Origin of the sequence: Maribacter caenipelagi (genome assembly GCF_004364175.1) — a bacterium.
Lineage (GTDB): Bacteria > Bacteroidota > Bacteroidia > Flavobacteriales > Flavobacteriaceae > Maribacter > Maribacter caenipelagi.
On sequence record NZ_SNZW01000016.1, the window covers coordinates 157,133 to 181,574 of the forward strand.

General features: G+C 31.3%; 18 protein-coding genes and 2 pseudogenes. 5 read left to right on the plus strand and 15 right to left on the minus strand.

From position 1 onward, the window contains the following. Positions 1–126: 126 nt before the first annotated feature. The 3 genes from DFQ03_RS18855 (at position 127) to DFQ03_RS13210 (ending at position 3,609) form a co-directional block, all read left to right on the plus strand. A complete protein-coding gene (locus DFQ03_RS18855) occupies positions 127–948 on the plus strand; it encodes a malectin domain-containing carbohydrate-binding protein (protein WP_166637473.1) in 822 nt (273 codons plus the stop codon). A gap of 252 nt (positions 949–1,200) precedes the next feature. Then, a complete protein-coding gene (locus DFQ03_RS13205) occupies positions 1,201–2,292 on the plus strand; it encodes a GNAT family N-acetyltransferase (RefSeq protein WP_133673652.1) in 1,092 nt (363 codons plus the stop codon). Positions 2,293–2,469: 177 nt separating this feature from the next. Beyond that, a complete protein-coding gene (locus DFQ03_RS13210) occupies positions 2,470–3,609 on the plus strand; it encodes a glycosyltransferase family 4 protein (protein ID WP_133673653.1) in 1,140 nt (379 codons plus the stop codon). On the opposite strand, the gene DFQ03_RS13215 is transcribed toward DFQ03_RS13210, so the two are convergent. The 9 genes from DFQ03_RS13215 to DFQ03_RS13255 form a co-directional block, all read right to left on the minus strand. After that, a complete protein-coding gene (locus tag DFQ03_RS13215) occupies positions 3,606–4,742 on the minus strand; it encodes a glycosyltransferase family 4 protein (protein WP_133673654.1) in 1,137 nt (378 codons plus the stop codon). The two genes, DFQ03_RS13210 and DFQ03_RS13215, sit on opposite strands and share 4 nt — an antisense overlap. Further along, a complete protein-coding gene (locus DFQ03_RS13220; protein ID WP_133673655.1) occupies positions 4,739–5,389 on the minus strand; it encodes a sugar transferase in 651 nt (216 codons plus the stop codon). Before DFQ03_RS13220 ends, DFQ03_RS13215 begins: the two co-directional genes overlap by 4 nt. Before the next feature lie 4 nt (positions 5,390–5,393). After that, the gene (locus tag DFQ03_RS13225; protein WP_133673656.1) at positions 5,394–6,458 is read right to left on the minus strand and encodes a hypothetical protein; all 1,065 of its coding nucleotides are present in this window, start codon (positions 6,456–6,458) and stop codon (positions 5,394–5,396) included. Between the two features lie 108 nt (positions 6,459–6,566). Further along, positions 6,567–7,724 carry a glycosyltransferase family 4 protein gene (locus tag DFQ03_RS13230; protein ID WP_133673657.1) on the minus strand — a complete coding sequence of 386 codons (1,158 nt, stop codon included), beginning with the start codon at positions 7,722–7,724 and terminating at the stop codon, positions 6,567–6,569. A 31-nt stretch (positions 7,725–7,755) separates the two neighbouring features. After that, the gene (locus DFQ03_RS13235) at positions 7,756–8,808 is read right to left on the minus strand and encodes a glycosyltransferase (RefSeq protein WP_133673658.1); all 1,053 of its coding nucleotides are present in this window, start codon (positions 8,806–8,808) and stop codon (positions 7,756–7,758) included. After that, a complete protein-coding gene (locus DFQ03_RS13240; protein WP_133673659.1) occupies positions 8,809–9,876 on the minus strand; it encodes a glycosyltransferase in 1,068 nt (355 codons plus the stop codon). A gap of 44 nt (positions 9,877–9,920) precedes the next feature. After that, complete coding sequence (gene asnB, locus DFQ03_RS13245; protein WP_133673660.1) at positions 9,921–11,771, minus strand: asparagine synthase (glutamine-hydrolyzing); 1,851 nt, start codon at positions 11,769–11,771, stop codon at positions 9,921–9,923. 74 nt (positions 11,772–11,845) lie between these two features. Beyond that, positions 11,846–12,934 (minus strand): glycosyltransferase, encoded by a 1,089-nt coding sequence (locus DFQ03_RS13250; protein ID WP_133673661.1) that lies wholly within the window; start codon positions 12,932–12,934, stop codon positions 11,846–11,848. A gap of 11 nt (positions 12,935–12,945) precedes the next feature. Continuing rightward, the gene (locus DFQ03_RS13255; RefSeq protein ID WP_133673662.1) at positions 12,946–14,112 is read right to left on the minus strand and encodes an O-antigen ligase family protein; all 1,167 of its coding nucleotides are present in this window, start codon (positions 14,110–14,112) and stop codon (positions 12,946–12,948) included. Positions 14,113–14,200: 88 nt separating this feature from the next. On the opposite strand from DFQ03_RS13255, the pseudogene DFQ03_RS13260 reads away from it, so the two are divergent. Further along, positions 14,201–15,435 (plus strand): annotated as a pseudogene (locus DFQ03_RS13260) (IS3 family transposase). 51 nt (positions 15,436–15,486) lie between these two features. On the opposite strand, the gene DFQ03_RS13265 reads toward DFQ03_RS13260, so the two are convergent. Then, a complete protein-coding gene (locus tag DFQ03_RS13265; protein ID WP_133673663.1) occupies positions 15,487–17,331 on the minus strand; it encodes an Ig-like domain-containing protein in 1,845 nt (614 codons plus the stop codon). Positions 17,332–17,850: 519 nt separating this feature from the next. On the opposite strand from DFQ03_RS13265, the pseudogene tnpA reads away from it, so the two are divergent. Continuing rightward, a pseudogene (gene tnpA / locus DFQ03_RS13270) lies at positions 17,851–18,311 on the plus strand (IS200/IS605 family transposase). Between the two features lie 62 nt (positions 18,312–18,373). Here the strand turns inward: tnpA and DFQ03_RS13275 are convergent. The 5 genes from DFQ03_RS13275 to DFQ03_RS13295 are packed head-to-tail and all read right to left on the minus strand — an operon-like array spanning position 18,374 to position 24,272. Beyond that, positions 18,374–19,483 carry a hypothetical protein gene (locus tag DFQ03_RS13275; RefSeq protein WP_133673664.1) on the minus strand — a complete coding sequence of 370 codons (1,110 nt, stop codon included), beginning with the start codon at positions 19,481–19,483 and terminating at the stop codon, positions 18,374–18,376. Next, on the minus strand, positions 19,483–20,385 hold the full coding sequence (locus DFQ03_RS13280) for a glycosyltransferase family 2 protein (RefSeq protein WP_133673665.1): 903 nt from the start codon (positions 20,383–20,385) through the stop codon (positions 19,483–19,485). Before DFQ03_RS13280 ends, DFQ03_RS13275 begins: the two co-directional genes overlap by 1 nt. Before the next feature lie 14 nt (positions 20,386–20,399). After that, positions 20,400–21,938: a lipopolysaccharide biosynthesis protein gene (locus DFQ03_RS13285; protein ID WP_133673666.1), complete on the minus strand. Its 1,539-nt coding sequence runs from the start codon at positions 21,936–21,938 to the stop codon at positions 20,400–20,402. A 1-nt stretch (position 21,939) separates the two neighbouring features. After that, positions 21,940–22,956, minus strand: a complete 1,017-nt coding sequence (locus tag DFQ03_RS13290) for a glycosyltransferase (RefSeq protein WP_133673667.1) — start codon at positions 22,954–22,956, stop codon at positions 21,940–21,942. Positions 22,957–22,991: 35 nt separating this feature from the next. Continuing rightward, positions 22,992–24,272: a nucleotide sugar dehydrogenase gene (locus tag DFQ03_RS13295; RefSeq protein WP_133673668.1), complete on the minus strand. Its 1,281-nt coding sequence runs from the start codon at positions 24,270–24,272 to the stop codon at positions 22,992–22,994. Positions 24,273–24,442 lie beyond the last annotated feature (170 nt).

The window sequence follows — 24,442 nt, forward strand, 5'->3', positions numbered from 1 at the left end:
GGGGGTCCAAACAACGACGGTCTATATCCTGTCGCGATAACGGTGGAAAGAGGAACGGAAACGGTAACGACCGGTTTTGTCTGGACAATACTGCCCCAACCTCCCGTATCGGCCTACCATTACCGGTTGAACGTAGCTGGTCCGTCGGTCGCATCCACAGATGGCGGTCCTGACTGGGCTGCAGGGGCAACGTCCAACGGTATGTTCACTGGCGGCGGTTACACGGTAACCGCGGGCAACGTTGGCGGTACTAACCCTGTACTCGATTATGGTCTTCGCGACGCTTCCATACCCTCTTGGATGGATGCGGGCACGTATGCATCGATATTCACGAACGAAAGATGGGATCCGGGCAGTGCGCCCGAAATGGGCTATCGCTTTACCGTTCCCAACGGGTCGTATACGGTGAACATATTTGTGGCGAACAACTGCAGCTGTACCGAGAATCCGGGCGAGCGGATATATTCCATATCGATGGAAGGTTCTGTCGTAGAGGCCGACCTGGACCTTGCCGCACGCTACGGGCACCGGGTAGGCGGTATGTTGAGCTATGATATCAACGTGGCCGACGGCGAACTCGATATTACCTTCCTTCACGGAACGGAGAATACACTAATCAATGCTATAGAAGTAAAAAGTATGACTAGTGTCAGTGCCAAAACTAGATTCTTAATAAATGATCCAAGTACCAAGTTTGAATTTACGATATCTCAGAATCCAGTGTTGCAGAATAAGCCAATTCAATTAATGATCACCAGCCCTAATAAAGTTAATGGCGAAGTAACAATTTTTAGTTTAAATGGTAAGGTGGTTAAGACGTTTACTACAAACCTTGAAAAGGGTGCAAATGAATTGCTAATTGTTGATTTGTTGCTTCAAAAAGGGTTCTATTTGGTGCAAGTTGAAAATAATGGCGATGTAGTGCTTAGAAAATTATTAGTGAACTAATATAGATTGTCAGGTACTACAAATTTAACATTTGTCGCATTTATTTACAATTAATGGACTATTAGTGACTATCTTGATAAGAAATTTTATATTTGTTTCGAATTAAAAATTAGGATTTACAAAGTTTAATTTGTGCTATTTAATAGTAATATTTTTTCTTTATAAATACTAAGTTTTAATTCTGAGCTTAAAAGTAATTGTAGTAACAATTCTTTTCTATTAAAAACGTTCTATTTTACAAATTAACCATACATGCAGTCTACTCAGACCTACAAATTAACTGTACAAGCGTTAGATTCTGAAGAAACATTAGATTTATATTCGAAATCTTTAGATAGTCTAAATTGTATTTGCCCATATTATGCTTATGAACTTTTATTAAGTGATGAAAATGAAATTCAAAAACTTCATTTTTTTTCATTTAATGATAATGATGGTACGTTGGTGGCAATTATGCCTTTCTTGATAAGGGATATTATTATCCATAATGAAAATACGGGCCTTAAAGATGTAAGTAGTCCTTGGGGTTATAATGGTCCTTATTTTAAAGAAAATACTTCTTCAGAAATTAAAACCAATTTCTGGCTGCAAGTTGATGATTGGTATACAAGCGAGAAAATAGTTTCTGAATTTGTTCGTTTTAATTTGTATGGTCATTATACAGAATATACTGGAGAAACAGTACATACGCTACTTAACGTAAGAGGGAATATTACAGATTGGGAGCAGTTTTGGTCTAACCTTAAATCAAATACTAGAAATCAATTTAGAAAAGCTGAAAAATTGGGTCTTTCTTTTAAATTGGTTTATAAGGATATTGAAAAGGAGCATATTGCTGCATTTTATGATTTGTACATAGGTACGATGGATCGTAGAGATGCAAAGGATTTTTTCTATCATAAATTAGATTACTTTGTTCATTTATGGGAAATGAATAAAGATAAATGTGCTATTGGTTTGGTATACAAAGACGGAGTAGCTATTTCTACAGAATTATTCCTATTAACAGATGATACGGTTTATTCTTTCTTAGGGGGTACAGACGCAGAATATTTTAAGTTAAGACCTAATGAATATCTAAAAATAAATGCCATTCAATGGGCTGGTAATGCAGGTTTTACTTATTATAATATAGGAGGAGGCTTGTCTAACAGTAAAGAGGATAATCTATACTTGTATAAAAGAAAATATTTTCCACTAGATGAAGATGTGGACTTTTATACGGGAAGAAAAATTTTAGATGAAAAAAAATATAGGTTCCTTTTAGAGCAGACTGGTAAATGGACAAAATCTCAAGAATCATTGCCGAATATCGCTACAAATTTCTTCCCTTTATATAGATGATAATATTACTCTAATCAATAATCATAATTATTCTAATAATTACAAGGTTATTTTTTAATAAAAATAATTGTTAAACGAATAACTTTCAGAAAAGTATTTCATTATAAATTTTTATATTTCTTTTAAGACTGCGATATTATTTAATACTTTCCCCGAATGATAAATTTTCCCGTTTAAATGAATAATAAAAAATTAAAAATAGTAATGCTTTTAAGTAGAATTGATCAAAGTGGTCTTACTAAACATACTATTGATTTAGCCAAGGGTTTAACAGATTTAGGCCATCAAATTTTATTGATAACAGGTGGCATTTCAGAAGATGAGAAGAGTGAACGCGTTTTTGCTTTTTATAACATGTTCGAAACTATGGGTGTTGAAGTTAAAACTTTTAAAAAACCAAGTGGTAGTATAATTAAAAAGGGTTTTAAAGGAGTTTTAGATTTAATACGAATGTTGATATGTATTAAAAAATACAATCCTAACGTAATTCATTCACAATCACCTTATATGACTTTCATACCATGGTTGATGGGGAAAAAATTTACGACTACCATACATCAAATGGGTTTAAAGCGAAATATATTTTATAAAAATCCAACTCATATTATTGCTATTAGCGAAGAATCAAAACAAGATAGTATTGATAATTATGGTATTCGTGAAGATGAAGTTACCATAGTACATCATGGAATACCAGATGAATATGCCCAAACGATTTCAGAAGGTGAGAAACTCAACTTAAAAAACGAACATAATATACCTCATGATAAGTTAATTTTGGGTAGTGCCAGTATTCTATCTAAAAGAAAAGGTATAGATCTTATCGTTAAAGCTTTAGAGGCTTTAAGTTGTAAGGCAAAATCAAAAATATATTTTATTTTTCTTGGAGATGATGTTGATTCTGAAAGAACAAAAAAATTACATAAAATGATTGAAACTGCGAATATAGAATCTATTACGACTCATATACCATTTCAAAATCCAAAACCTTTTTATGATATCATGGATGTGTTTGTTTTACCATCTAGACAAGAGTCATTTCCTTTAGTAGCTTTAGAAGCAATGATGAGTGGTTGTTGCCCGATAAGAAGTAATACAGAAGGTTCTTACGAGCAAATTAATCATGGAACGAATGGTTTGTTATTTCAAAATAAGGATATTCTTGGTCTTAGGGATGCTTTTGAAAAAGTAATTTTAGATGATGATTTAAGGCAGACTTTTCAGAAAAATGCAAAGAAAGATGCATTAGAACGTTTTACAATTCCTAGAATGACAAAAAATACTTTAGAAATATATGAAAAGATTAGAATTCATTAATTCATGTTTATTAGTTCTTCATAAACCTTAAGTGTATTGTCTACCATTGCTTTCTGAGTAAATTGAGTAAGTGCTTTTTGTTTACCGTTTACAGAAAGTTTATTCCTTAATTTTTTATTGTTTAATACCTTATCTAAGTAACTGGCTAAACCTTTCGCGTCATCCATTTCAAAAATGAAACCATTTTCTCCGTGATTTATTTGGTCATATGCTCCGTTAGAATCAGAACGAATAGTACAGCAACCACTCATCATGGCTTCAACGGCCACCAAACCAAAAGTATCTGATCGGGAAGGAAGCACAAATATGTCGAACATTTGGTAGTACGGTTTAGGGTCTCTAAAAGATAATATCGTGATTTGGTCTTCTACCTGGTTAGCTTTGATAAAATTATCTAACCAAGAAACGGTATGTTTAGATTCATAATCTCCAACAAGAACAATATGTATTTTTTGCTTTAAATCAGGGGAAAGATATTGGCCTATTGCATTTAGTAATACATCTTGCCCTTTCATTGCTATTATTCTTCCAACTGCCCCAATAATCAATTTGTCTTTTGGTATGCCATTTTTTTCCTTAAGTGATAAAATAGATTCTTTTGTTTCAGGTATTGAAAATCTCTTATCTATACCGTGGTAAACCATACGTATGGTTTTTTCTGGCGAATGCATAACACGTTTGGTAAATTCTTTTGATCCTTCACTAACAGCGATTAAAAGTGTGGGGTGTTTGTATCTAAAATTTGGGGTAATGGTATCGGCATGTACGGTAGATACAAATTTTTTACCCATTAAATAGGGAACAAAAGTCATATTAGGGGAATGAGAATGAATAACATCTGGGTTTATCTTTCTTATATAACTTATAACTTGAACAAATCCTTTTATGGCGTTATATACTTTTTTTAAACTATTTCCCGTAGGGTTTGCCATATAATGAATATGTACTCCTAAATCCTTAAATTCTTTTTTTAGATCATCAAAAAAACTAGTGTCTGTTACATCCTTTCCCCAAAAACCGGTTGTTACGATATGCATTTCATGACCATCTTCAATCATACCTCTGGTAAGATCTCTAATATTGGTAGAAAGGCCATTTTTAGCAAAGCGCATGTTCAAATATAGAATTTTCATGAGATAGGTTGTATGTGTTGAAATTCTGGTTGTCTTTGACGAATAAGATCCATGGCTTCGGTAGTTGGGTTTGCATTAGGATCTACTTCAATGTCGGCAGATTTCAATACTTTTTGAAAAGTCATCCATAAAATTTTCACGTCATTGGCAAAGGTTAAATTTTCAACATAAGTAACATCGTTTTCAAATTTGCTTTCCCATGTAATTAAATTTCTTCCAGAAACTTGAGCAAGTCCGGTAATACCTGGTCTAGCTGAAAATCTTTTACGCTCTTCTGTCGTATAGTAGGGTAGGTACCTAATTAAAAGTGGTCTTGGGCCAATTAGGCTCATTTCCCCTTTTATTACATTCAATAATTGTGGTAATTCATCTATTGAAGTTTTGCGAACAAAAATACCTAATGGTGTTAAACGTTCACTATCTGGCAATAAATTGCCTTCGGCATCACGTTTGTTATTCATTGTCTTCAATTTTAGAATTGAAAATATTTTTTCATGTCTGCCAGGTCTTCTTTGAATAAAGAAAGGACTTTCTTTAAAACTAATGGCCAAAATAACGGCGGTTATAAAAACAATGGGTAAAACCAAAAGAAAGCCAAATAGGGCAAGAAAAAAATCTAAAGGTCTTTTAAAGTATTTTTTGTACATGATATTATTTATTAGAAGTAATCCAATTATTAATTGTTGTTATAATGTAATCTAAATCGTTAGTGTCAAACCTATAATCCATATGAATGTTAAGCAAATAGGTGTATGTTGTGGTCAAATCGTTTTTAGGCCATAATAAAGCCGGGTAAATTTGATTTGTTACTAAGTGTTTTTTTAATTCATTCAGAGTATCTAAGCTTTTAAATGCCAGTAATAACCCAAAAGGAGCCTTTGTCTCGTGCCTAACTATTTTAAAAGCATTGTTTTTATGAAGCTTAGAGAAGGTATAATCCGCATTTCTTTTTTTGAAACTATTAAAGTCGGTATGTATATGTTGATTGATGAAATCTGCATGTGGGGCAGAGACTTCATATACATCATAAATAGACCTAACCATCAGTTCTCCATTCATGTATTGTTCTAAGTAACGTTCTTTTTGATGGTGCTCAGAACAGTTCTCTTTTAATTGCATAGAACCTACAATAGTATTCCAAGCATTGTTCATTGGGTTTACACCAGCGTAGCCATCAAAAATATCAGATTTATTTAAGCAGATATTACTTTTAGATGCTTTAGGTTTCCATGCAATACCGCCCATAGGTATAGGTAAGGTTTTTCGTAAGGATGCAAAACAAAAGTCGGCCTTACTGTTTAAGCTGCCTTCGCTTAACCACCCGTGAGAATGGTCTTCAATAATTATCGGTCTATCGCCATCTGGTATGTCCGTGTCTTTCAAACCCCAATAATTATTCACCATTACAACATCATTTGTTGATTTAAATTGAGACCAATCAATTTTCGATGAAGCATCAAAGGGATCTACATAGTAATATTTTATGGTATCAAATTCATGATGCATCCATTCTTTAACAAATGGGCAGTAGTATTGAGGCATCCAAATAGTATCAATATCGGTATCGGCGCTAATACGTTTAATCAAATATTTAAGCGCATATCTGCCAGCATAAAATAATATGGTTTCACCAAAATCTGGTTTAGTTACTTGAGGTAGTTTTCTACCATAAGTACCTTCAATAAAAGATCCATAACCGATAATATCTTTTTGCATAGTACAAAGAAACCAAATTCAAATGATAGTTAATGCCGTATTCGAAGAAGTTCTAATTTAATTGTTGAAAGTTATAAATACCTATAAAACTATAAAAGTGTAGCTGCTTTAATTGTCTTTCAGTAATGCTTCATATTCACTGTGCAATAGTTGCCAAATCAACTTCTGATCATACCTATCTATAATCATTTGCCTACATTTTTCAGGTGAATATGTATTTAAATCTCTTTCAATAAATTCAGCCATTGCTTTTTCAAGTAATTGGGTGTTTTTAACAGGTACTATGACTCCATTTTCACCAGAAATTATAATTTCATTGCTACCATTAATGTCACTGGCAATGACAGGAACACCCATAGATCCAGCCTGCATTACTACATTGGGAAAGCCTTCTCTGTAACTTGGAAAAACCATAGCGTCAGATATAGCTAAATAGGGTCTAACATCTTCGATCCAGCCTGCTAATTTTATTTTTGGGTGTGTATTTAATATTTCTTCAGTCTTTGGTTTTATAGGGTCTAGCTCTTTTTCTGGAGTACCACCAACAATTAAAGTGACATTTTTAAACTTTTTTGCAACATTTACAAAAGCATCAACCAATTCGTGAATTCCTTTATCATTGACAATTCTGCCCAAAAAGATTAGGACTATTTCATCGGCACCAATGTTTAGAGAATTTTTTAAAATGTTTTTATCATTTTCAGAGAACAGGGCAGGGTCAAAGTGTTCAATACTTACACCGTTAGAACTGCCTTCACCTATAACTTTTAGTTTGCTAGGTTTGGTAAATTTTTCTTGTTTAACAAAAGTGTCTAAACCTTTTGAATTTGGGTATACTTTTGTAGCACAGGCATAGGTTATTTTTTCGACAGTGTTTAATAATATTCTCTTTTTTCCAGTAGCTTCCATTAATGGTAGACCTGCAATGGTATGTAATCTATTAGGTACACCTGCGAATAGTGCAGCTAGAAGCCCTAATGTACCAGCTTTAGGTGTGTGCGTATGCACAATGGCTGGTTTTTCTTTTCTAAAAAAAGTGTATAGTTGCCAAACAGCCAATAGATCTTTGATAGGGGTGATCTTTCTGGTCATGTCTATGCCTTTTGTTCGTACACCCTCTATTTTAGTAACTTCAGCTAATACCGGGTCTTTTGATGATACACCAATAATATCATAAAACTGGTTCATGTAAGACAGCTGCCCCTTAAGTAATATTTTAAGAGATGATGCTACTGTAGTAACTCTAATTATTTTTTTATTGGACATGTTACTTTATTCTAAATATTTAAAACTTAATCTAGCACTGGGAATATAGCTGTTGGTGGCGATCGTAAATTTTATCGATGTCAAATTCTGTATGTACCTTAATTTTAAATTTCTGAGCTTTTTGTTGTGCTTTTTGATAATCAGACATCAAATCTATTACTTTTAAGTGGAAGCTATCTAAGTCAGCTAGATATCCGGTAGACTCATCTAAAAAATCTGGAATACTACCAACGGGAGTAGTAATAACGGGTAGACCTACCGATCCTGATTCTAATATGGAAATAGGCATTCCTTCCCACAAAGAAGGCATAATTTGAGCACTAAAATCTTTTAGTATTTCAGGTACATCATTTCTAAAACCCATAAGCTCAATGTGGTCTTGAACCTTAAGCGTATCTATTTTTTGAACCAATGAATCTTTGAGCGGACCACTACCAAGAAAATAAACCTTAAAATTAGTGTGTCCACTAACTTTTAATTTAACCACCAAATCTGGTATAAAAAGAGGATTTTTTTGCTCCGTTAAACTTGCTAGAAATAAAAATTTAAAAATTTTAGGTTGGTCTATTACAAGCTCTTTATTACTTTTAAATTTAACAAGATTAATACCATTAGGTAGAACCACTCCTTTTTTTAAATACCATTTTTCGCCTCTTTCAGAGAAAATAATGTCTTTGGCTCTAAGTGGTTTGGTTACGAACAATAGCCATCTGCGAATAACACTACTTACTATATTGTTATGTAAGGTAAATATAATCTTCAACGAAAAACCAGTAAGCTTTAATAGTATTGCCACCCATAAAGCATGGAACATATGGCAATGAACCACAGGTTTTGGTTGAAAAGGCGTTAGAATTGTTTTTAGTTTTTTAAGACCTTGACCTAGTTGTGAAAAAGAATCAATGTTTAAAAATTGGCATGTAATGCCTAATTTATTGAACTTATGTTCAATATCATTTAAACTGGTAACAGAAATAACTACAACTTTTTTATCGTCGTTTTTAGCTCTTTGACTTAAGTCTAAAACTAAATGCTCTGCGCCACCACCAGATAGACCAGTTATGATATGAATATTATAGGTCATTTAGTTATTTGTTTTACTTAGAAATAGATTTTCATAATCTGCAATAATCTTACTTTCATTATATCTAGAAACTACAGCATTTCTTATTTCTTGAATATTCCAATCTTTGTTTGCCGATACCGTTATTTTATCTAAATATTCCTTTTGATCTTCTGCAATAAAACCATTTACATCTTCAATTATGATTTCATTTATACCACCAGGAGCATTAAATGCGACAACTGGTGTGCCTACTGCGCAACTTTCTAATAACACATTTGGAAAACCTTCTACAAAAGAACCTAAAAGAAATATATCGTGTTGCTGTAGTAAAGTAGAAACTTCGTTAGAAAAAGGAATATGGCTTACTTTTTCTGTTAAACCATATTTTTCTATAACACTAAAGATTTCATCTTTTAGTTCTCCATTGCCAACAATAGTATATGAGAAGGGTATTTTCAAATCTTTTAGAACTTCTAAAATTCTCAAATGCCCTTTCCTACCAGAAAGACTACCTACAGTTATTAGTTTGACCGGTTCACTTTTATCCCGTAATTCTTTTTTTAATTGGTATTTATCGGAAATAGGATTGTTAATAATTGCTATTTTAACTTCTGGAAAATTAGATAACTGCTTAATATCTTCAGCCATATCTATAGATTGGCAAACCATTACATCTAATTTGTGCATTAAATATTTATTGATCCAAGGCGGTAAAGTGGCTTTTATGTGCTGAACTTCTGCCAACTTACTAATTACGTTTACTTCCCTGCCAATAAAAATAATTCTTGAGAAGAATATTTTACAAAGACCAAGCATAATATTTACATGACCAATGGTACCAAAGACAATATCTGGTTTCCCTTTTTTTATGGTTTTGAATACTGTACCAAAGCTTCTTGATACTCTATCATGATTCAAAAATTCAATTTTAACATCAGGTACTTTGAACGTAGCATCTTTATCAGATCCTATGACAAATAGAGTAGTGTCAAATTTAGATTTATCAATTTTTTGGGCAACAAAAGATACTACGCGCTCAGCACCGCCAGCTCTAAGCGATGGGATGAAAAAGAATATTCTTAACAAATCTATTTTTTTTAAATCATTAAAATTAAAAATATCTGAATCAATTAAACGATTCTTAATCCATTTGCATTCTTATCTAACCATTGTTTTAATACTAATAAACTCCATATCATTTGATAATGATTCCATTTACCTAGCATATGTTCATCAATCATCTTACATACTTCTTTAACATTAATACCAGGAATGTTTTTGAGATTATTATGTGATAATTCACTTAAAACGTAATCCTTTAATTCATTTCGAAACCATTTTTCAAAAGGCATGGAAAAACCTGATTTAGTACGATTAAATAATTCCTTTGGAACATGATCATATAAAATGCTTTTAAGAATTCGTTTTTGATTGTCTTTTTGAAATTTATACTCTAATGGAAGACCTCTAGCAAATTCGATTACTCTATAATCTAAAAAAGGTGACCTAGCTTCTAAAGAATAAGCCATTGTAGCTCTATCAACCTTGGTGTTAATATCCCAACTTAAATATGTTTTTAAATCAAAATCACTTACTTGTTCATGAAAATTTTTATTTGGATTATTTAAATATTTTAGTTCTGGAATTTTATGGATATTTAGATTTGAAAGAAACCAGCTTGAATTAACATCAGAAATTAAATCTAAATAAGCATCACCTGATGACTTCGCTGAAATTAAGGCTTTTAAAGCATTAAATCTTTTATTATTTGTGCAGGAAATTAATTCTGAACTTAATTTCCGCGCCGAATACGGAATTTTAAGAGTTCTTTTGATTTTATCCAACTTAGCATATCGCCTGTATCCCATAAATGCTTCATCAGCACCGTCACCTGATAATGCAACCGTTACATGTGGTTTTGTATATTTTGCAAGTAACATTGATGGTATGGCAGAAGCATCGGCAAAGGGTTCATCATAAAATTCACTAAAATTTTGAATTAGATTTAAGCCTTCTTTATAATTACAATCAATTATATGATGGTCTGTGTTTAAATGTTGAGCAACTTTTTGGGCATAAATACTTTCGTCGAAATCTTTTTCACTAAATCTTACAGAAAATGTTTTTACTTTTGTTGATGAACTTTTGGCTGCTAATGCGGCTATAAGAGAAGAATCAACTCCGCCGGAAAGGAACACACCTAATGGTACGTCAGCAATCATTCTAAGCCGTATGGAGTCTGTTAGTAAATCTTCCAACTGTAATTTAGCTTCATTAAATGAGAGATTTAAATTGATATTGGAAGTGTATTTTATATCCCAATACTGCCAATCTGAATACTTTTTACTAATTAAATCAAATTTAAAACAATATCCATCTTTTAATTTTTTAATCTCATTAAAGATGCTTTGCTCACCCGAAACGTTGTACCAAATAAAAAAATTTTTAATAGATTGGGAACTTACAGTTAAATCTTTGTTAAATAATTGAATTGAGGATATCTGGCTGGCAAATTCAAAACCTGATGGGCCTAAATAATAATAAAATGGCTTTTGACCTAAACGGTCTTTAGCTCCGAATAATAAATTTTTATTATAATCGTAAATAACAAAGGCAAACATGCCATTAAAATATTTAACACATTCTTCACCATATTCTAAATATGATGCACATATAACTTCGGTGTCGCTCTCTGTACTAAATGAATATCCCTTTGAGATTAACTCTTTTTTTAAATCTAAATAATTATAAATTTCGCCATTAAATACAATGCTAATTTTATCGAAATAATTGAAAGGTTGATTTGATCTTTGGTCTAAATCAATAATAGATAATCTATTATGTCCTAATATTACATTACTATATTGATTCCTATATATTTGTATACCTGATTGATCAGGACCCCTAAAATTTGTTCTTTCTAATTTTTTTTTTACTTCTTCTTTGCTATATCCTATAGTAGATCCATATATTCCACACATAATTTTCTCAATAAATTTAATTACAACATTTAAACGTAAGTAAACGTTAAGGATTGTATTAACTGATATTTTCTTTACAATTCAATGGATTTTATTAAATCATGCCATTTAGTTCCAATGTTTTTAATTTCGTATTTTTTACTTAATTCAATGGCTGCAGTTGAAAATTGTTGTCTAATTTTTAAATTATTAATTAAATATTCCATCTTGTTTTCTAAAACTGTTTGATTACCTACAGGTATCAAGTAACCATTTTTACCACAAGTTATTAAGTCTTTAGGACCATGTGGGCAATTAGTAGAAATTGTAGGAATGCCAAAATATAAAGCTTCTAATAAAGCATTGGGAAACCCTTCATGCTCAGATGTGAAAACAAACATACCTGCTATATTATAATATTTAGCAACATCATTTTGTGCTCCTAAAAATTCTATTCGATTACTAACTTTAAGTTCTTTTGCAAGTTCAATACATCTGATTAAATTTGGGCCTTTTCCAAGAAAAACAAGTTTCCATGTTTTATTTTTTAAATTTGCAAATGCTCTTATTAATAAATCCTGGGCCTTCCCTTCTTTAAAACTACCAACATTTAAAATAATATTTTCGCGTGAATTCTTTAGTGTCCTTTGTCTTTGTAAATTTTCTCCGATAGCATTGGGTATTATGTCTATCTTTAAATTGTTAAAATATTGCGAATAAAAATCTTTATTGCCTTGAGTTTGTACTACTAATTTTTGGGCATATTTATATGTTAGGTTTCTTGCTATTTCTTTTATTTTAGATAATTTAAAAACAGCGTGATTTGCTCGTTCACTAACCACAATAGGTTTATTTAAAATTTTACAAGCAATAATAGAATTAATATTAGCAATGGTCATAAAACTGATAACTACATCAGAATTTTCGTTGTCAATAATTTTTTTGAGCTCATTTATTCTATAAAAGCTATCATGTAGACTTTTAAAAAGATTTGTTTTAGTTTTTATTTTATCAAAACAGTATTTTAAGTTGACTATTGGGTCAATTTCATAGAAAGACTCCCCCTTGTTTAATGTAATTATTGTTGTATCATGATTTGAACATAAAAAGTTAGCTAAACCGGTAACGGCACGCTCAGCACCACCGGAAGCATTTAATCCATATATAACTAAGGCTATTTTCATCGCTTAAATGTTTATGTTAACTTAGAATCTAAATTAGTTGTATCACTAATGATTTTGTATTGTAACCACATTGAGAAAAATAGAAGGTACTCATTTGTCCAATAACTATGATTGGTTGATATAAAAAGACAAAATGAGACAAGCATTAAAAATAGACTAGGATATTCTTCAAACTTACTCCATGCTTTTTTTATTAATACTCCATAAAAAATTAACATTATAGAAATTGGGATAATACCGCTTTCACCCCAGGTTTTAATATATGCATTATGAGGACCCATGGTTGAAACTTTCGCTCCGCCATCAAAAGCTAAATAACCATTTCCGAAAAATGGTTTAGAGAAAAGTGCAGGATAATAGACTGCCCAAGTTTGTGTTCTGCTATCCTTTTTTAATGCATTGGAATTATTTGACTTGCCATTGCCAGTAACTAAATTGCTCATAGCTTCTAACCGAACATTTTTTTTCGGTAAAAATTCATTATAAGTCAAAAGAGCAAGGAAAAGACCTAGTCCAATAGCTAATACCCTGATGTTTTTTATCGAAATTTTAATGGACAACAAATTTATTAATAACCATACAACTAAGAATGTCCTTGAAAAAGTTATAAAGCCAATAAAAGTAAAACTAATTTGTGATATTAATTTCCATTTTTTACTAACACCAAAACTAAGAGCATAACCCATCATGCAAATAAAGCCTAATGAATTGGGATTCAAATAAAAACCACTATATCTTCCTCCGTCTTTATACGGGTCTATAAAAAAGAACATTTGAATAAACACTGTGAAGGCTCCAATCAATAATGGTATAAGTAATTCCTTGTTAGTAGTATTTTTTACCACTTGGTACCCTCCAATGATTATAATGAAATACTTAATTATGGCAACATAATAATCTCTGTCTCCAACAAGATATGCTTGATCGGATAAACTGCCAATTAAAAAGTATGATATGCCTAATATTAGCATCCATACATTAGTTGATTTATTTTTCTCTATAAAAAAATAAATCAACATTAATAGAAAAGAAAAGTAACTTAAAATACTAGAAATAACTGGACTTATATGCTTTAAAATAAATCCAGGTAAATTTAGCATCACTAATATCAGTAGTGTAATTTTTATAATTTGTTTAATCAATATGGATTTTTTTTCAAAATTAGTTATTCTACTCAACTATTTTGTTTTTTTAAGATAAAAGAATCATTTTTATCTTTAAAAAGTGTCCCGTCCTGAAATAAGTTGACACAAAATCGACTTATTTATGAAACATTCAATTATTACGGTAAACAAGCGTACTCAACGCGATTATAATCTGGGCTTTAAATTAAGTGTTGTCCATCAGGTCGAAAAAGGCGAGATGACCTATTAGCAGGCTCAAAAGGCCTATGGTATTCAAGGTAGAAGTACTGTTTTGGTTTGGCTGAGAAAACATGGTACATTAGATTGGAGCAAACCTATACGCCGTCAAATGCCAAAATCAAAAGAAACACCAGCCCAAAAAATCAAACGCCTGGAGAGAGAGCTTTCCGATGAAAAACTGAGGAACAAGATTCTCAACACCATGATCGACATCTCCGATAAACAGTATGGTACCGCTATCAGAAAAAAGCATTTGCCCGATCAATCCAGCGCATCCGACAAGAACAACGATTAAGTCTATCTCGTTGTTGTCGATTGTTTGGGATAAGTAGACAAGCTGTCTACCAAGCAGAAAAACGTATCATAAAAAGAGAAGAAGAGCTTGTAAAGGTAAAGAACCTGGTCGAAGGTGTTCGCAAGGATATGCCCAGGATCGGTACACGAAAGTTGTATTACCTGTTAAAGCCCGAATTCGCAAAGCACAACTTAAAAATAGGAAGAGATGCCCTGTTTGGATATTTACGCTCGGAATCGATGCTGATAAGGCCAAGGAAGAATTAAACCAGGACAACAGACTCCAGGCATTGGCTTAGAAAACATCCCAATCTGATGAAAGAAATATAGGTTTCCAGACCGGAGGAGTTCTTCGTCAGTGATATTACATACATTAAAAGCAGGGAGCGGACACATTACTTATCCTTGGTGACCGATGCCTATAGTAGAAAAATAATGGGGTATCATCTTAGTGATGACATGAGTGCCGAGAATGTGGTAAAGGCAGTAAGAATGGCGAACGGCAATAGACTGACGAGCGAAGAGCTAATTCATCATTCCGATAGAGGATTGCAATATTGCTTCGCCATATACCAAAAGGAACTACGGCAAAGTAATATGACCCCATCAATGACGGATGGGTATGATTGCTACCAAAATGCATTGGCGGAACGAATCAACGGCATATTGAAAGGGGAATTCTTGATATATAAATGTAACAGTGGCAAAGAATTGAAAAAGCTCATAGCAGAATCCATAAGAACGTATAATAACAAAAGACCGCACTTGAGCCTAAAATATAAAACACCTAACTTTATACATAACAAAAAACCAGAGAAGCTAGCTTCTCTGGTTTTTTGTTAATTATTTAAAAACTGTCAACCTATTTTAGGACGACTCATAGTTCTCAAGTGATTAATTATCAACTTGATTCATATACTCCTCAATATTTTCATATCCATCACCGTCATAATCACCTCTATATGATTCATTTAGGCTTCCAAATTCCCGTAATTCCCACGAATCAGACATTCCATCCATATCTGTATCATATGATTCAGGGCGCATGTTAGAGGGTATACTAGGAAGTGTCCAATTATTTTCTGATTTGGTTTGATACTGTAAGTTTTTGGAAACTATTTCTAACTGTGAAGTGTCAAAACTATCTCTGAATTGATTTATTCGACCATTGTTATCTAAATACTTGAACGCACCAACATTACCGTTTTGAATCAATTCTGTATATGTTTCTTGCGGTGTTAAAGGTTCTATGGGGTTCGGGAAACCAATATGTGGATTGTTAGTAAAGAAATTTGATGGCGCGGGTATATGACTATCTTTTAATGACCAAATAACAGAATTATCTTCATTTAAATCACCTGTCAATAATTTTTCAAAATAATTTTCTCTAGTATACACAGAAGGGGATTCATAACTATATTCTACATTTATATAATCCAGAATTTTATTTGGGGAATCATCTCCACTATAATAATTTCCTATTTCATTTAAATTTAAACCCATAAATATGCTTGATTGCTTAGAAGGTATACTTTGTATGACATTATTAACCTTTTCAGCTAAACCATTGAATGAAAGATTGGGTGTTCTATTTGATCCAACGATTACATTCTTATTAAACGATATTAAATTTACTTTATCTTCTGGATTACCCGGTCTTCCTGGATTAATGGCTATATATGCTGCGGTATGGCTATCTTGAATAAAATTATGTGAAAAAGTAAAATTTTCAATTCTATCCACATTATCATGTATGTATGCACCAATAGCTTTATCTTGAGCAAAGGATACAGAACAATGGTCGATTATTACATTATAGCCACCATAAAATAGAAATCCCCAAGTGTAACTATCATCTTCCATTGATTTTTGACCTGTTTTGTTATAAATAGGTCTGCTTCTTAAATATCTTATAATTAAGTTATTAGAGCTATTATTTTGACCATTAATTCTAAATGCACCACCAGTTAAGGTAATGCCCCCTAGTGGTGCAGATTGACCAAATATAGTTTTTTGGTTTACATTCGGAATGCCGGCGCTACCAAAACGATTTTCCGTACCGCCTTGTCCTAATTCAATATTGCCTGAGACATTAAAAATGATGTAACCAACATTTTCATTTTGTAATGCTGAATATAAGCCTCCAACATAATATTCGTCATTTTCATCGGACTTTTGGTAATAAGTTAATTCTTGGTTTACATTTAAAGTATTAATTATTGCCAAAACTTTTCCTCTACCTCCAGTAGAGTTTGAACCACCTCCATAAGCGCTAGGAAAGGCTTTTACTGGTCCATTATCACTAATAGATATAGTAACTGTTGCTTGTTCTTCAGTTTGTTCACCCGTTTCTTCATTAACAACTTCAGCAGTATACGTAAAGGAATCTTCTTCGGGTGTTGTTTCATCTGGAGTTGCTTCTTCAGTTCCTATTTTATACGTTAATGTATTGTCGTCATTAATAGTGACAATACCATTAATTGGTGATGAAGTTTCTATAATAGTTATATTACTATTGGAACTTACATTATCATTATTTAAAACATCCATTAATATGGTAGTTTGACCTTCAGCCATGTAAAAACTATCATTGATTAGTAATGAATTTTCAAATCGAGTATCATCGGTAGTAATTACATACTCAGATAATAAATCGGCATCTTTACTACAAGAAAAAAGAAAAATGGTGGCGAAAATTGACAGCGTCAATTTAGTGGAGAAACGAATAAACTTGGACATAAGTAGGTAAATTGCTTTTGAATTAAAAAAAATACTATTTGGGTTACAATAATAATCTATTAATTTAATTAGTCGATGAAATAACCAATATTTTCGATGAACTGCACATGTTGTTTTGGGGTACCTGATGTTCAACGTTGTATGTCATATTTTATTTCTTGATATTTTACTTTTTCTTTTAAAGTTAAACCGACTTTTTAATGTTAGATTTTTATTTATAACCTTATGGTTACGTAATTATAAAGACGATTGGATGTTTTTAATCGATGAAACGCACCATTTTTCTAAATAAATCGTTGAAATACCACTTTTAAAAACAATTTACATGATAATTACATTAAATAATTGATTCTATTGCTTGTTTTTTTAATTCGAAAATTATTGATAATAAACAATCAAAAACCATTAATTTCTTTGAAAAATTTTAAATGCATAAATTTTTTAATATGATATTTTATCCTAGGAGGGTAAATGCCTTGAGGCTTGCTTCGCGTGAAAAAAAAATAGTAATTTTTGAGCTTGAGCTCAAGTAAACACCTTCACAAAAGTCAAAATGCATCTTTGTTGCTGTATCATCTGGTATGTTCAACCAAGTATCGTCGTTTTGTATAAATTCCTAAAGTTAATCGAATACTGAAGAAGACTTGTATTGCAATTGAAGTTAGATATGAAATACATTTTCTAGAAATAGGCGATGACAAAAATCACGTACATTTTCTTTTACAGAGTGTGCCGACTTATAGTCCTACGAAAATCATGAGAATAATAAAAGTATTACGGGAAGGGAGATTTTCGCTCAGGCTCCTGGCGTTAAAAGAGCTTTTTGGGGTGGAGCATTTTGGGGCAATGGCTTTTATATCAATACTGTTGGTAGGCACGGTAATGAAAAAATAATCGCCGCATATGTAAAAAATCAAGGTTCGGAAAAGGATTATGAGATTTTGCACAAAACTGATGATATTCGATTTAACCTGTTCTAAATAAATGCCTCGGGGCTTGCCCCGAGGATTATTTACTAAGTCTATATGTAAAATAGAATTTTTTAATCTAAAACCTTGTCAATTTGGGTTAGACTCCAATCAGAAATAATATGTTGTTTATTAATAGTATCTGAAATTACATTAAATTTTCCATCGTTAAACAAGGTAATTTTATGCGCTACAATATCGCTATATTGAAGATACTTTGTCCCATTAAAACAACAAGGGTCATACTTATTTAAAATTTGTAATTGACTTCTGTTTGCTCCTGTTGAACCAAGGATATACATATCTAAGTAATTGATTTGGGATAGAAGTGGTTGGTAAGTTTGTTCAAAATCACCATAATTTTTTGAATATTCTTGAAATTTTATAAAAAGTGGTAAAGAACCAGCAACAGGAAAACTATTCATGATTCTATTATCAGAAGCTGCCGCCAAGGTAGTTGTCCATCCCCCTCCACTAATGCCTATCATATTAATTTCTTTAAAATGAAACTTTTCAGAGTAATCAATCATTATTTTGACTGGATTTAAGAAATATTGAATAGGATTATTTAGATATTTTAATTCTTCGTGATTGTTGAGTTGTACTTTACCTAAATTTTCAATATTTACAATTGGATTATTGTTAGGTCCATCAAGCGGCATTGAAAAGGCGTAAATTGTGAAACCCTTTTCTAAAAAGTGTGAAATTGTATTCTTACCTAATAAAAAGTCACCATCATGCCCTTGATGATAAAGTATTAGTCTGCTGTTATTATTTTTGGGATGGAAAATATAACCTACAGACTGAATATTATATTTTTGCGTTATATTAAATTCTTCAATCTTTTCAAGATTTTTTAAATCAGAGTAATTATCATCTATTATTTTATTTATAATCGGATTTATATTTTGTATTAATGAATCCTCGCCATATATAAGATTTCTTAATATTGATTGAATAGAATCTCTGTTAGAATTATTTACATGTATTAAGTTTTCAATTGACTTAGGATTATACTCAAATTCGGATATAGGATAGTCAAACTTTTCCTCTGTTCCGTCTTGTAACTGTTTCAAATAATTGTATGGAAATAATTGATATTTTCCAATTAGAATGCCATAAGCTAGACAGATTAGAATTAAAGAAAAAAAGAAGAATACCTTTAATATTTTTTTAAAAATCATTATTTTTTTAATTTAAACTTCATTAATAAATGCTTCGGTAGCTTATATAGAAAAAGAATTAAAACAATAATTTTTTTCAATCCCCTCAGTCTTAATTTTTTATCTGTATATTTTAGAGATGAACGAATATAGCTGAAAGCCATTTCTTGATAATAATTATATTTTAAGATGTCTTTTATTTTACCATCATTAATTTCAAAAAAGGAACTGTAGTAAACTCTTTTTAAGATTTTTAATTGGGATTTCTTTTGATGACTAATACCTTCAGAATTATGGAAATAAGTTCTATGTATTAAATTAACACAAAGAAAATCATAATCTTTATTAATTCTATTCCAACTAATACTTGGACTAACTCTAGAATTAGGGTTAGTGTATTTTTTATATTTACGTAAAACATCTGTTCTCCAACTATGCCATTTTTCACCTTCTATATTTTTTTTTCTTAACAATACACGTTCATTGAATCCAACCTGCCAGAAATTTTTCGGCCATTTTTCTCCAATTAAGTTATTTTGTTCATCTTTTGTTAAAGTCCAAATTGATCCAATTTTCTCAGGATTAATGCCTCTGTCTATCACATCCCATAAATGTTTCAGATCTGAAAGTGTACTTTCTGAAAAAGTGTCATCAGCATCAGCATTTATAGTTATTGGTCTTTTGCATAAATCAATACCGTAATTGATGCATGAAGCCTTACCTTGATTTCTAGGCATTTTATAATAGATTATTTCAATATTACTTTTACTCTTCCAAAGGTTTATTAATTCCTCTGTATTATCAGTACTTGCGTCATCTATAACTATCCACTCAAAATCTAGATAGGTTTGAGAATTTAAGGATTCGTAAACCCTATGAATTAAATTTTCACAGTTATAGGTTGTTGTTAAAATACTAAACATATATAGTTTTTTAATTATTTTTTAAAAAATTGATTTTTAAGTCTTTTAAGCACAGCTCTGTAATAAGAACTACCGCTGTATAAACAAGTTATATAGCAAATACCCGTTATTAATATTATCTTAATGGTTGAAATCATTAAGTCAATGAAGTCATGAAATTTTAGATTAAAAAATTGATCGGTTATAAATTTGGAACTTAAAAAAGCTAGTGAGGCAAGTATCATTAATTTTATAAAACCTAATATGTAGCCAGCGATTGGTTTTTTAAATCCATCTCGGTAAACATAATAAGGTCTCCAGATGGCAACAATAAAAAACAAACTAACATTTGTTCCGAGCAATATTCCAATTAGACCATATTTTTTTGCAAATAAAATTGATATTATTAGGTTAAGAATTCCTTCAGTAATTGGAGCCCAGGTATCATCATATAAGCCATAAGCTTGTTTAAATGCTTCTATTGGATTTACGATTTGTTTAATAAAAAATATTGAACAAAATAAAGCTACAACTATTGGGTTAAGTATATATTCTTTACCTAACCATAACTCAATAAATGGATTTATTAATAAAATTATACAACTAACAGTAAAGCCGCCGATAAAAAATCTTAAAGCCATCATTTCCCATAATACTTGATGAATTGATTTCTCGTTATTTTCAGCAACCAAATTACCAACGCTAGCTTTACTGCCTGCAAATAGTTTTTCAACTAAAGTTCCAATGTTTAAAATTATTAATTGATAATTACCGAAAAAAGCAACACTTTGAGCATTTATAAAATAGAAAATTAATATATTATCTGTTCCAGAATTTAGAAAGCCACCTAATTTATGTATACTTATTTGTTTTATTTTAGCTAGTAATAAAATTCTATTTTCGAAATCGATTCTCTTATTTAAAGAAAGAAAATTTAGTTCAAGCCATGGATACATTTTTTTAACTTTTTTTCTAATTATTATAGAGAATAGTGAACTTGATATCCATTCTAAAGATATCCATATAATAAAATTTTGAAAAAAGTAAACGGAAAGTGCTTGTAGAACTATTTTTGAAATTGCAAAACTTTGGTAATACTTTGAAATTACGTAATCTTTTTGGTCAGCTTGTATTAAAAATATATGATAGTTAAAAAAATATCCTAAAATAGAGCTAAATAAAAATGTATAAAATGCATAATATATTATGCCTATATTTATGTAAGATTCATTAAAGATGAGCGGAAAAAAAAATGATAATATAAGTCCTGCAATTATAACTATTATTCCAATTTTTTTATAAAGATTTCCGACAAATTGTATAATTAAATTTATTTCTTTATAATCTTTTTTAAATATTGGTTTGTACAAAGCAAAACCTATTGCAGACCCGATACCTAGTTCAGCAAGGTTTAAGAAGCCTAAAAAACTTTGTAAAGTTGAAGTTGTACCTATGAATTCATCACCTAGATTCTCTAAAAATATTTTCCTAGAGAAAAACTGAACTAATATAAATATAACGTGGAATAAAACACCAATTTTTGCATTCTTTATCGTATTAGATAATCTAGACATTTTAGAATCTTTGTTTGTATTTTATTCTTAATTCATTTATTTGGAGGAAAAATTTATAAATAATTATGGGGGTATAATTCACTAACAATGCCTTATACCAAACAAAATCATGCTTAATATTCATACCATTTGCAATCTTAAATTGAGAAATAACTTCTTTTTTAAACTTTTTCCTATATGAATTATTAATATCTAAATCTCCATGAAGCAAAATTCTTTGATAGTGATATATTAAACCTCTTAAAAGCAGGTAGTTGGCTCTTTTTTTAATTTCTAAGTTATATTTTTTTGTTTCTGAAACGGGATAAAACAACGCATCTTTTGCAGCTATTTTTTTTAAACTGTATGGACTTCTAGTAATACTAATGTTTTCGGTATTATATACATATAAAGGCTCTCTTATGCAACCTTGTTTATCTATTTTATTTATGCAATCTATTGTGAAAAAGACATCTTCACTAATTTTGCCAGGTATGAAATACAAATTATTTAATAGCTCTTTTTTGTAAATTCTTCTCCAAACTGAAAAATTAGTTTCTTGTAACAATCTAAACATTGCTTCCGATTGAGACTCAATAAAAGACAAATATGTATGATTGTTATCTTCCTTCTTTAAATCTTGGCTTTTGATGACGCCACACTCAACCATACTTAGATTATTTGCAATTGCAAATTGCAAAAGCTGTTCTATCATATTTGGTTTTAACCAGTCGTCACTATCAACGAAGGTGATAAAATCACCAGAACAATGTTTTAATCCGGCGTTTCTAGCTACGCTTAAACCTCCATTAACTTGATTAATTAAGTTAACAATTTTAAATTGACTCCTAAAATATTCACATATGTCTCCACTAGAATCAGTAGACCCGTCATTAACTAAAATGATTTCTAAGTTATTGTAAGTTTGATTTAGAATGCTGTTAATACATCTTTCCAAATAATCTTTTACATTATATACGGGTACAATAACGGATACTAGTGGTGAATTATGTTTTGATTCTATTATTTTTTCTGGCATAATCCAAGTTGATGTTTTTATGGGAGGTTAAATTTTTATAACCTAGCGTCTACATCTTTTGTAAGAATGCCTTTAACGTCGTATAAGACACCATCTGGTTTCAATAGACTCTTTAATTCCATTTCTAAAAACTCTTTATGTGCTACGGTTAAAACAATGGCATCGAATTTATTAGTAGGTAATTCTTTAACTACCTCCATTTTATATTCATGTGCTACTTCTTTTGCGGAGGCCCATGGATCATAAATGGTTACATTGGTGCCGTAAGATTTTAAGTTACTGATAACATCTACCGCTTTTGTATTTCTAACATCGGGGCAGTTCTCTTTAAACGTAATGCCTAAGACCAGTATATTACTTCCTTTGATCTTAATATCTCTTTGAACCATCAATTTTATGACCTCTGAAGAAACGTATTTTCCCATGGTGTCGTTCATACGTCTACCGGCCAAGATAATTTCTGGGTGATAACCAAATTCTTGTGCTTTTTGAGCTAAATAATAGGGATCAACTCCAATACAGTGACCACCTACCAAACCTGGTTTAAAAGGTAGAAAGTTCCACTTTGTCCCTGCGGCTTCTAAAACATCATGCGTATCAATACCCATTAAATTAAATATTTTTGCCAACTCATTGACAAAGGCAATATTAATATCGCGTTGCGAATTCTCTATTACCTTTGCAGCTTCCGCTACTTTAATAGTAGGTGCTAAATGGGTGCCGGCGGTAATGACCGATGCATATAAGGCATCCACTTTCTTGCCAATTTCTGGTGTAGAACCAGAAGTGACTTTAAGTATTTTTTCTACGGTATGTTCTTTGTCACCCGGGTTGATACGTTCTGGCGAATAGCCGGCAAAAAAGTCTTGGTTGTATACCAAACCACTTTCTTTTTCTAATACCGGAATACATTCATCTTCTGTTACCCCAGGATATACGGTAGATTCATAAATAACGGTATCTCCTTTCTTTAATACTTTACTTACAGTTTCAGAAGCTTTGTATAAAGGAGTTAAAATTGGTCTATTGGTACTGTCAACAGGTGTAGGTACGGTAACGATATAATAATTACAATCTGCGATATCCTCTAATTGGTTACTGCAAAATAAACCAGTTTCCATCTTTGGACCATCTTTTAGTACCGCTTGTAAAACGTCATCTTCAACCTCTAATGTGCTGTCATGACCTTTTCTAAGTTCCTCTATACGATCGGTATTAATGTCGAAACCTATAACGGGATATTTGGTTGCAAACAACCTAGCAAGTGGTAAGCCTACATAGCCTAAACCAATAATAGCAATTTTAATGTCTTTCATAATCTTATTTCTTCGGTTATCAACAGTAACCTTAATTTATTAGAGTGGTTGCGAAAGGCAACCATAATATTTATATTTTAACTCCTAACTCCTAACTCCTAACTCCTAACTCCTAACTCCTAACTCCTAACTCCTAACTCCTAACTCCTAACTCCTAACTCCTAACTCCT

What these genes read in the sequence shown, in the direction of transcription:
- DFQ03_RS13205 (WP_133673652.1), top strand. Translation starts at nt 1,201, where the DNA reads ATGCAGTCTACTCAGACCTACAAATTAACTGTACAAGCGTTAGATTCT.
- DFQ03_RS13210 (WP_133673653.1), top strand. Translation starts at nt 2,470, where the DNA reads ATGAATAATAAAAAATTAAAAATAGTAATGCTTTTAAGTAGAATTGAT.
- DFQ03_RS13215 (WP_133673654.1), bottom strand. Translation starts at nt 4,742, where the DNA reads ATGAAAATTCTATATTTGAACATGCGCTTTGCTAAAAATGGCCTTTCT.
- DFQ03_RS13220 (WP_133673655.1), bottom strand. Translation starts at nt 5,389, where the DNA reads ATGTACAAAAAATACTTTAAAAGACCTTTAGATTTTTTTCTTGCCCTA.
- DFQ03_RS13225 (WP_133673656.1), bottom strand. Translation starts at nt 6,458, where the DNA reads ATGCAAAAAGATATTATCGGTTATGGATCTTTTATTGAAGGTACTTAT.
- DFQ03_RS13230 (WP_133673657.1), bottom strand. Translation starts at nt 7,724, where the DNA reads ATGTCCAATAAAAAAATAATTAGAGTTACTACAGTAGCATCATCTCTT.
- DFQ03_RS13235 (WP_133673658.1), bottom strand. Translation starts at nt 8,808, where the DNA reads ATGACCTATAATATTCATATCATAACTGGTCTATCTGGTGGTGGCGCA.
- asnB (WP_133673660.1), bottom strand. Translation starts at nt 11,771, where the DNA reads ATGTGTGGAATATATGGATCTACTATAGGATATAGCAAAGAAGAAGTA.
- DFQ03_RS13250 (WP_133673661.1), bottom strand. Translation starts at nt 12,934, where the DNA reads ATGAAAATAGCCTTAGTTATATATGGATTAAATGCTTCCGGTGGTGCT.
- DFQ03_RS13265 (WP_133673663.1), bottom strand. Translation starts at nt 17,331, where the DNA reads ATGTCCAAGTTTATTCGTTTCTCCACTAAATTGACGCTGTCAATTTTC.
- DFQ03_RS13275 (WP_133673664.1), bottom strand. Translation starts at nt 19,483, where the DNA reads ATGATTTTTAAAAAAATATTAAAGGTATTCTTCTTTTTTTCTTTAATT.
- DFQ03_RS13280 (WP_133673665.1), bottom strand. Translation starts at nt 20,385, where the DNA reads ATGTTTAGTATTTTAACAACAACCTATAACTGTGAAAATTTAATTCAT.
- DFQ03_RS13285 (WP_133673666.1), bottom strand. Translation starts at nt 21,938, where the DNA reads ATGTCTAGATTATCTAATACGATAAAGAATGCAAAAATTGGTGTTTTA.
- DFQ03_RS13290 (WP_133673667.1), bottom strand. Translation starts at nt 22,956, where the DNA reads ATGCCAGAAAAAATAATAGAATCAAAACATAATTCACCACTAGTATCC.
- DFQ03_RS13295 (WP_133673668.1), bottom strand. Translation starts at nt 24,272, where the DNA reads ATGAAAGACATTAAAATTGCTATTATTGGTTTAGGCTATGTAGGCTTA.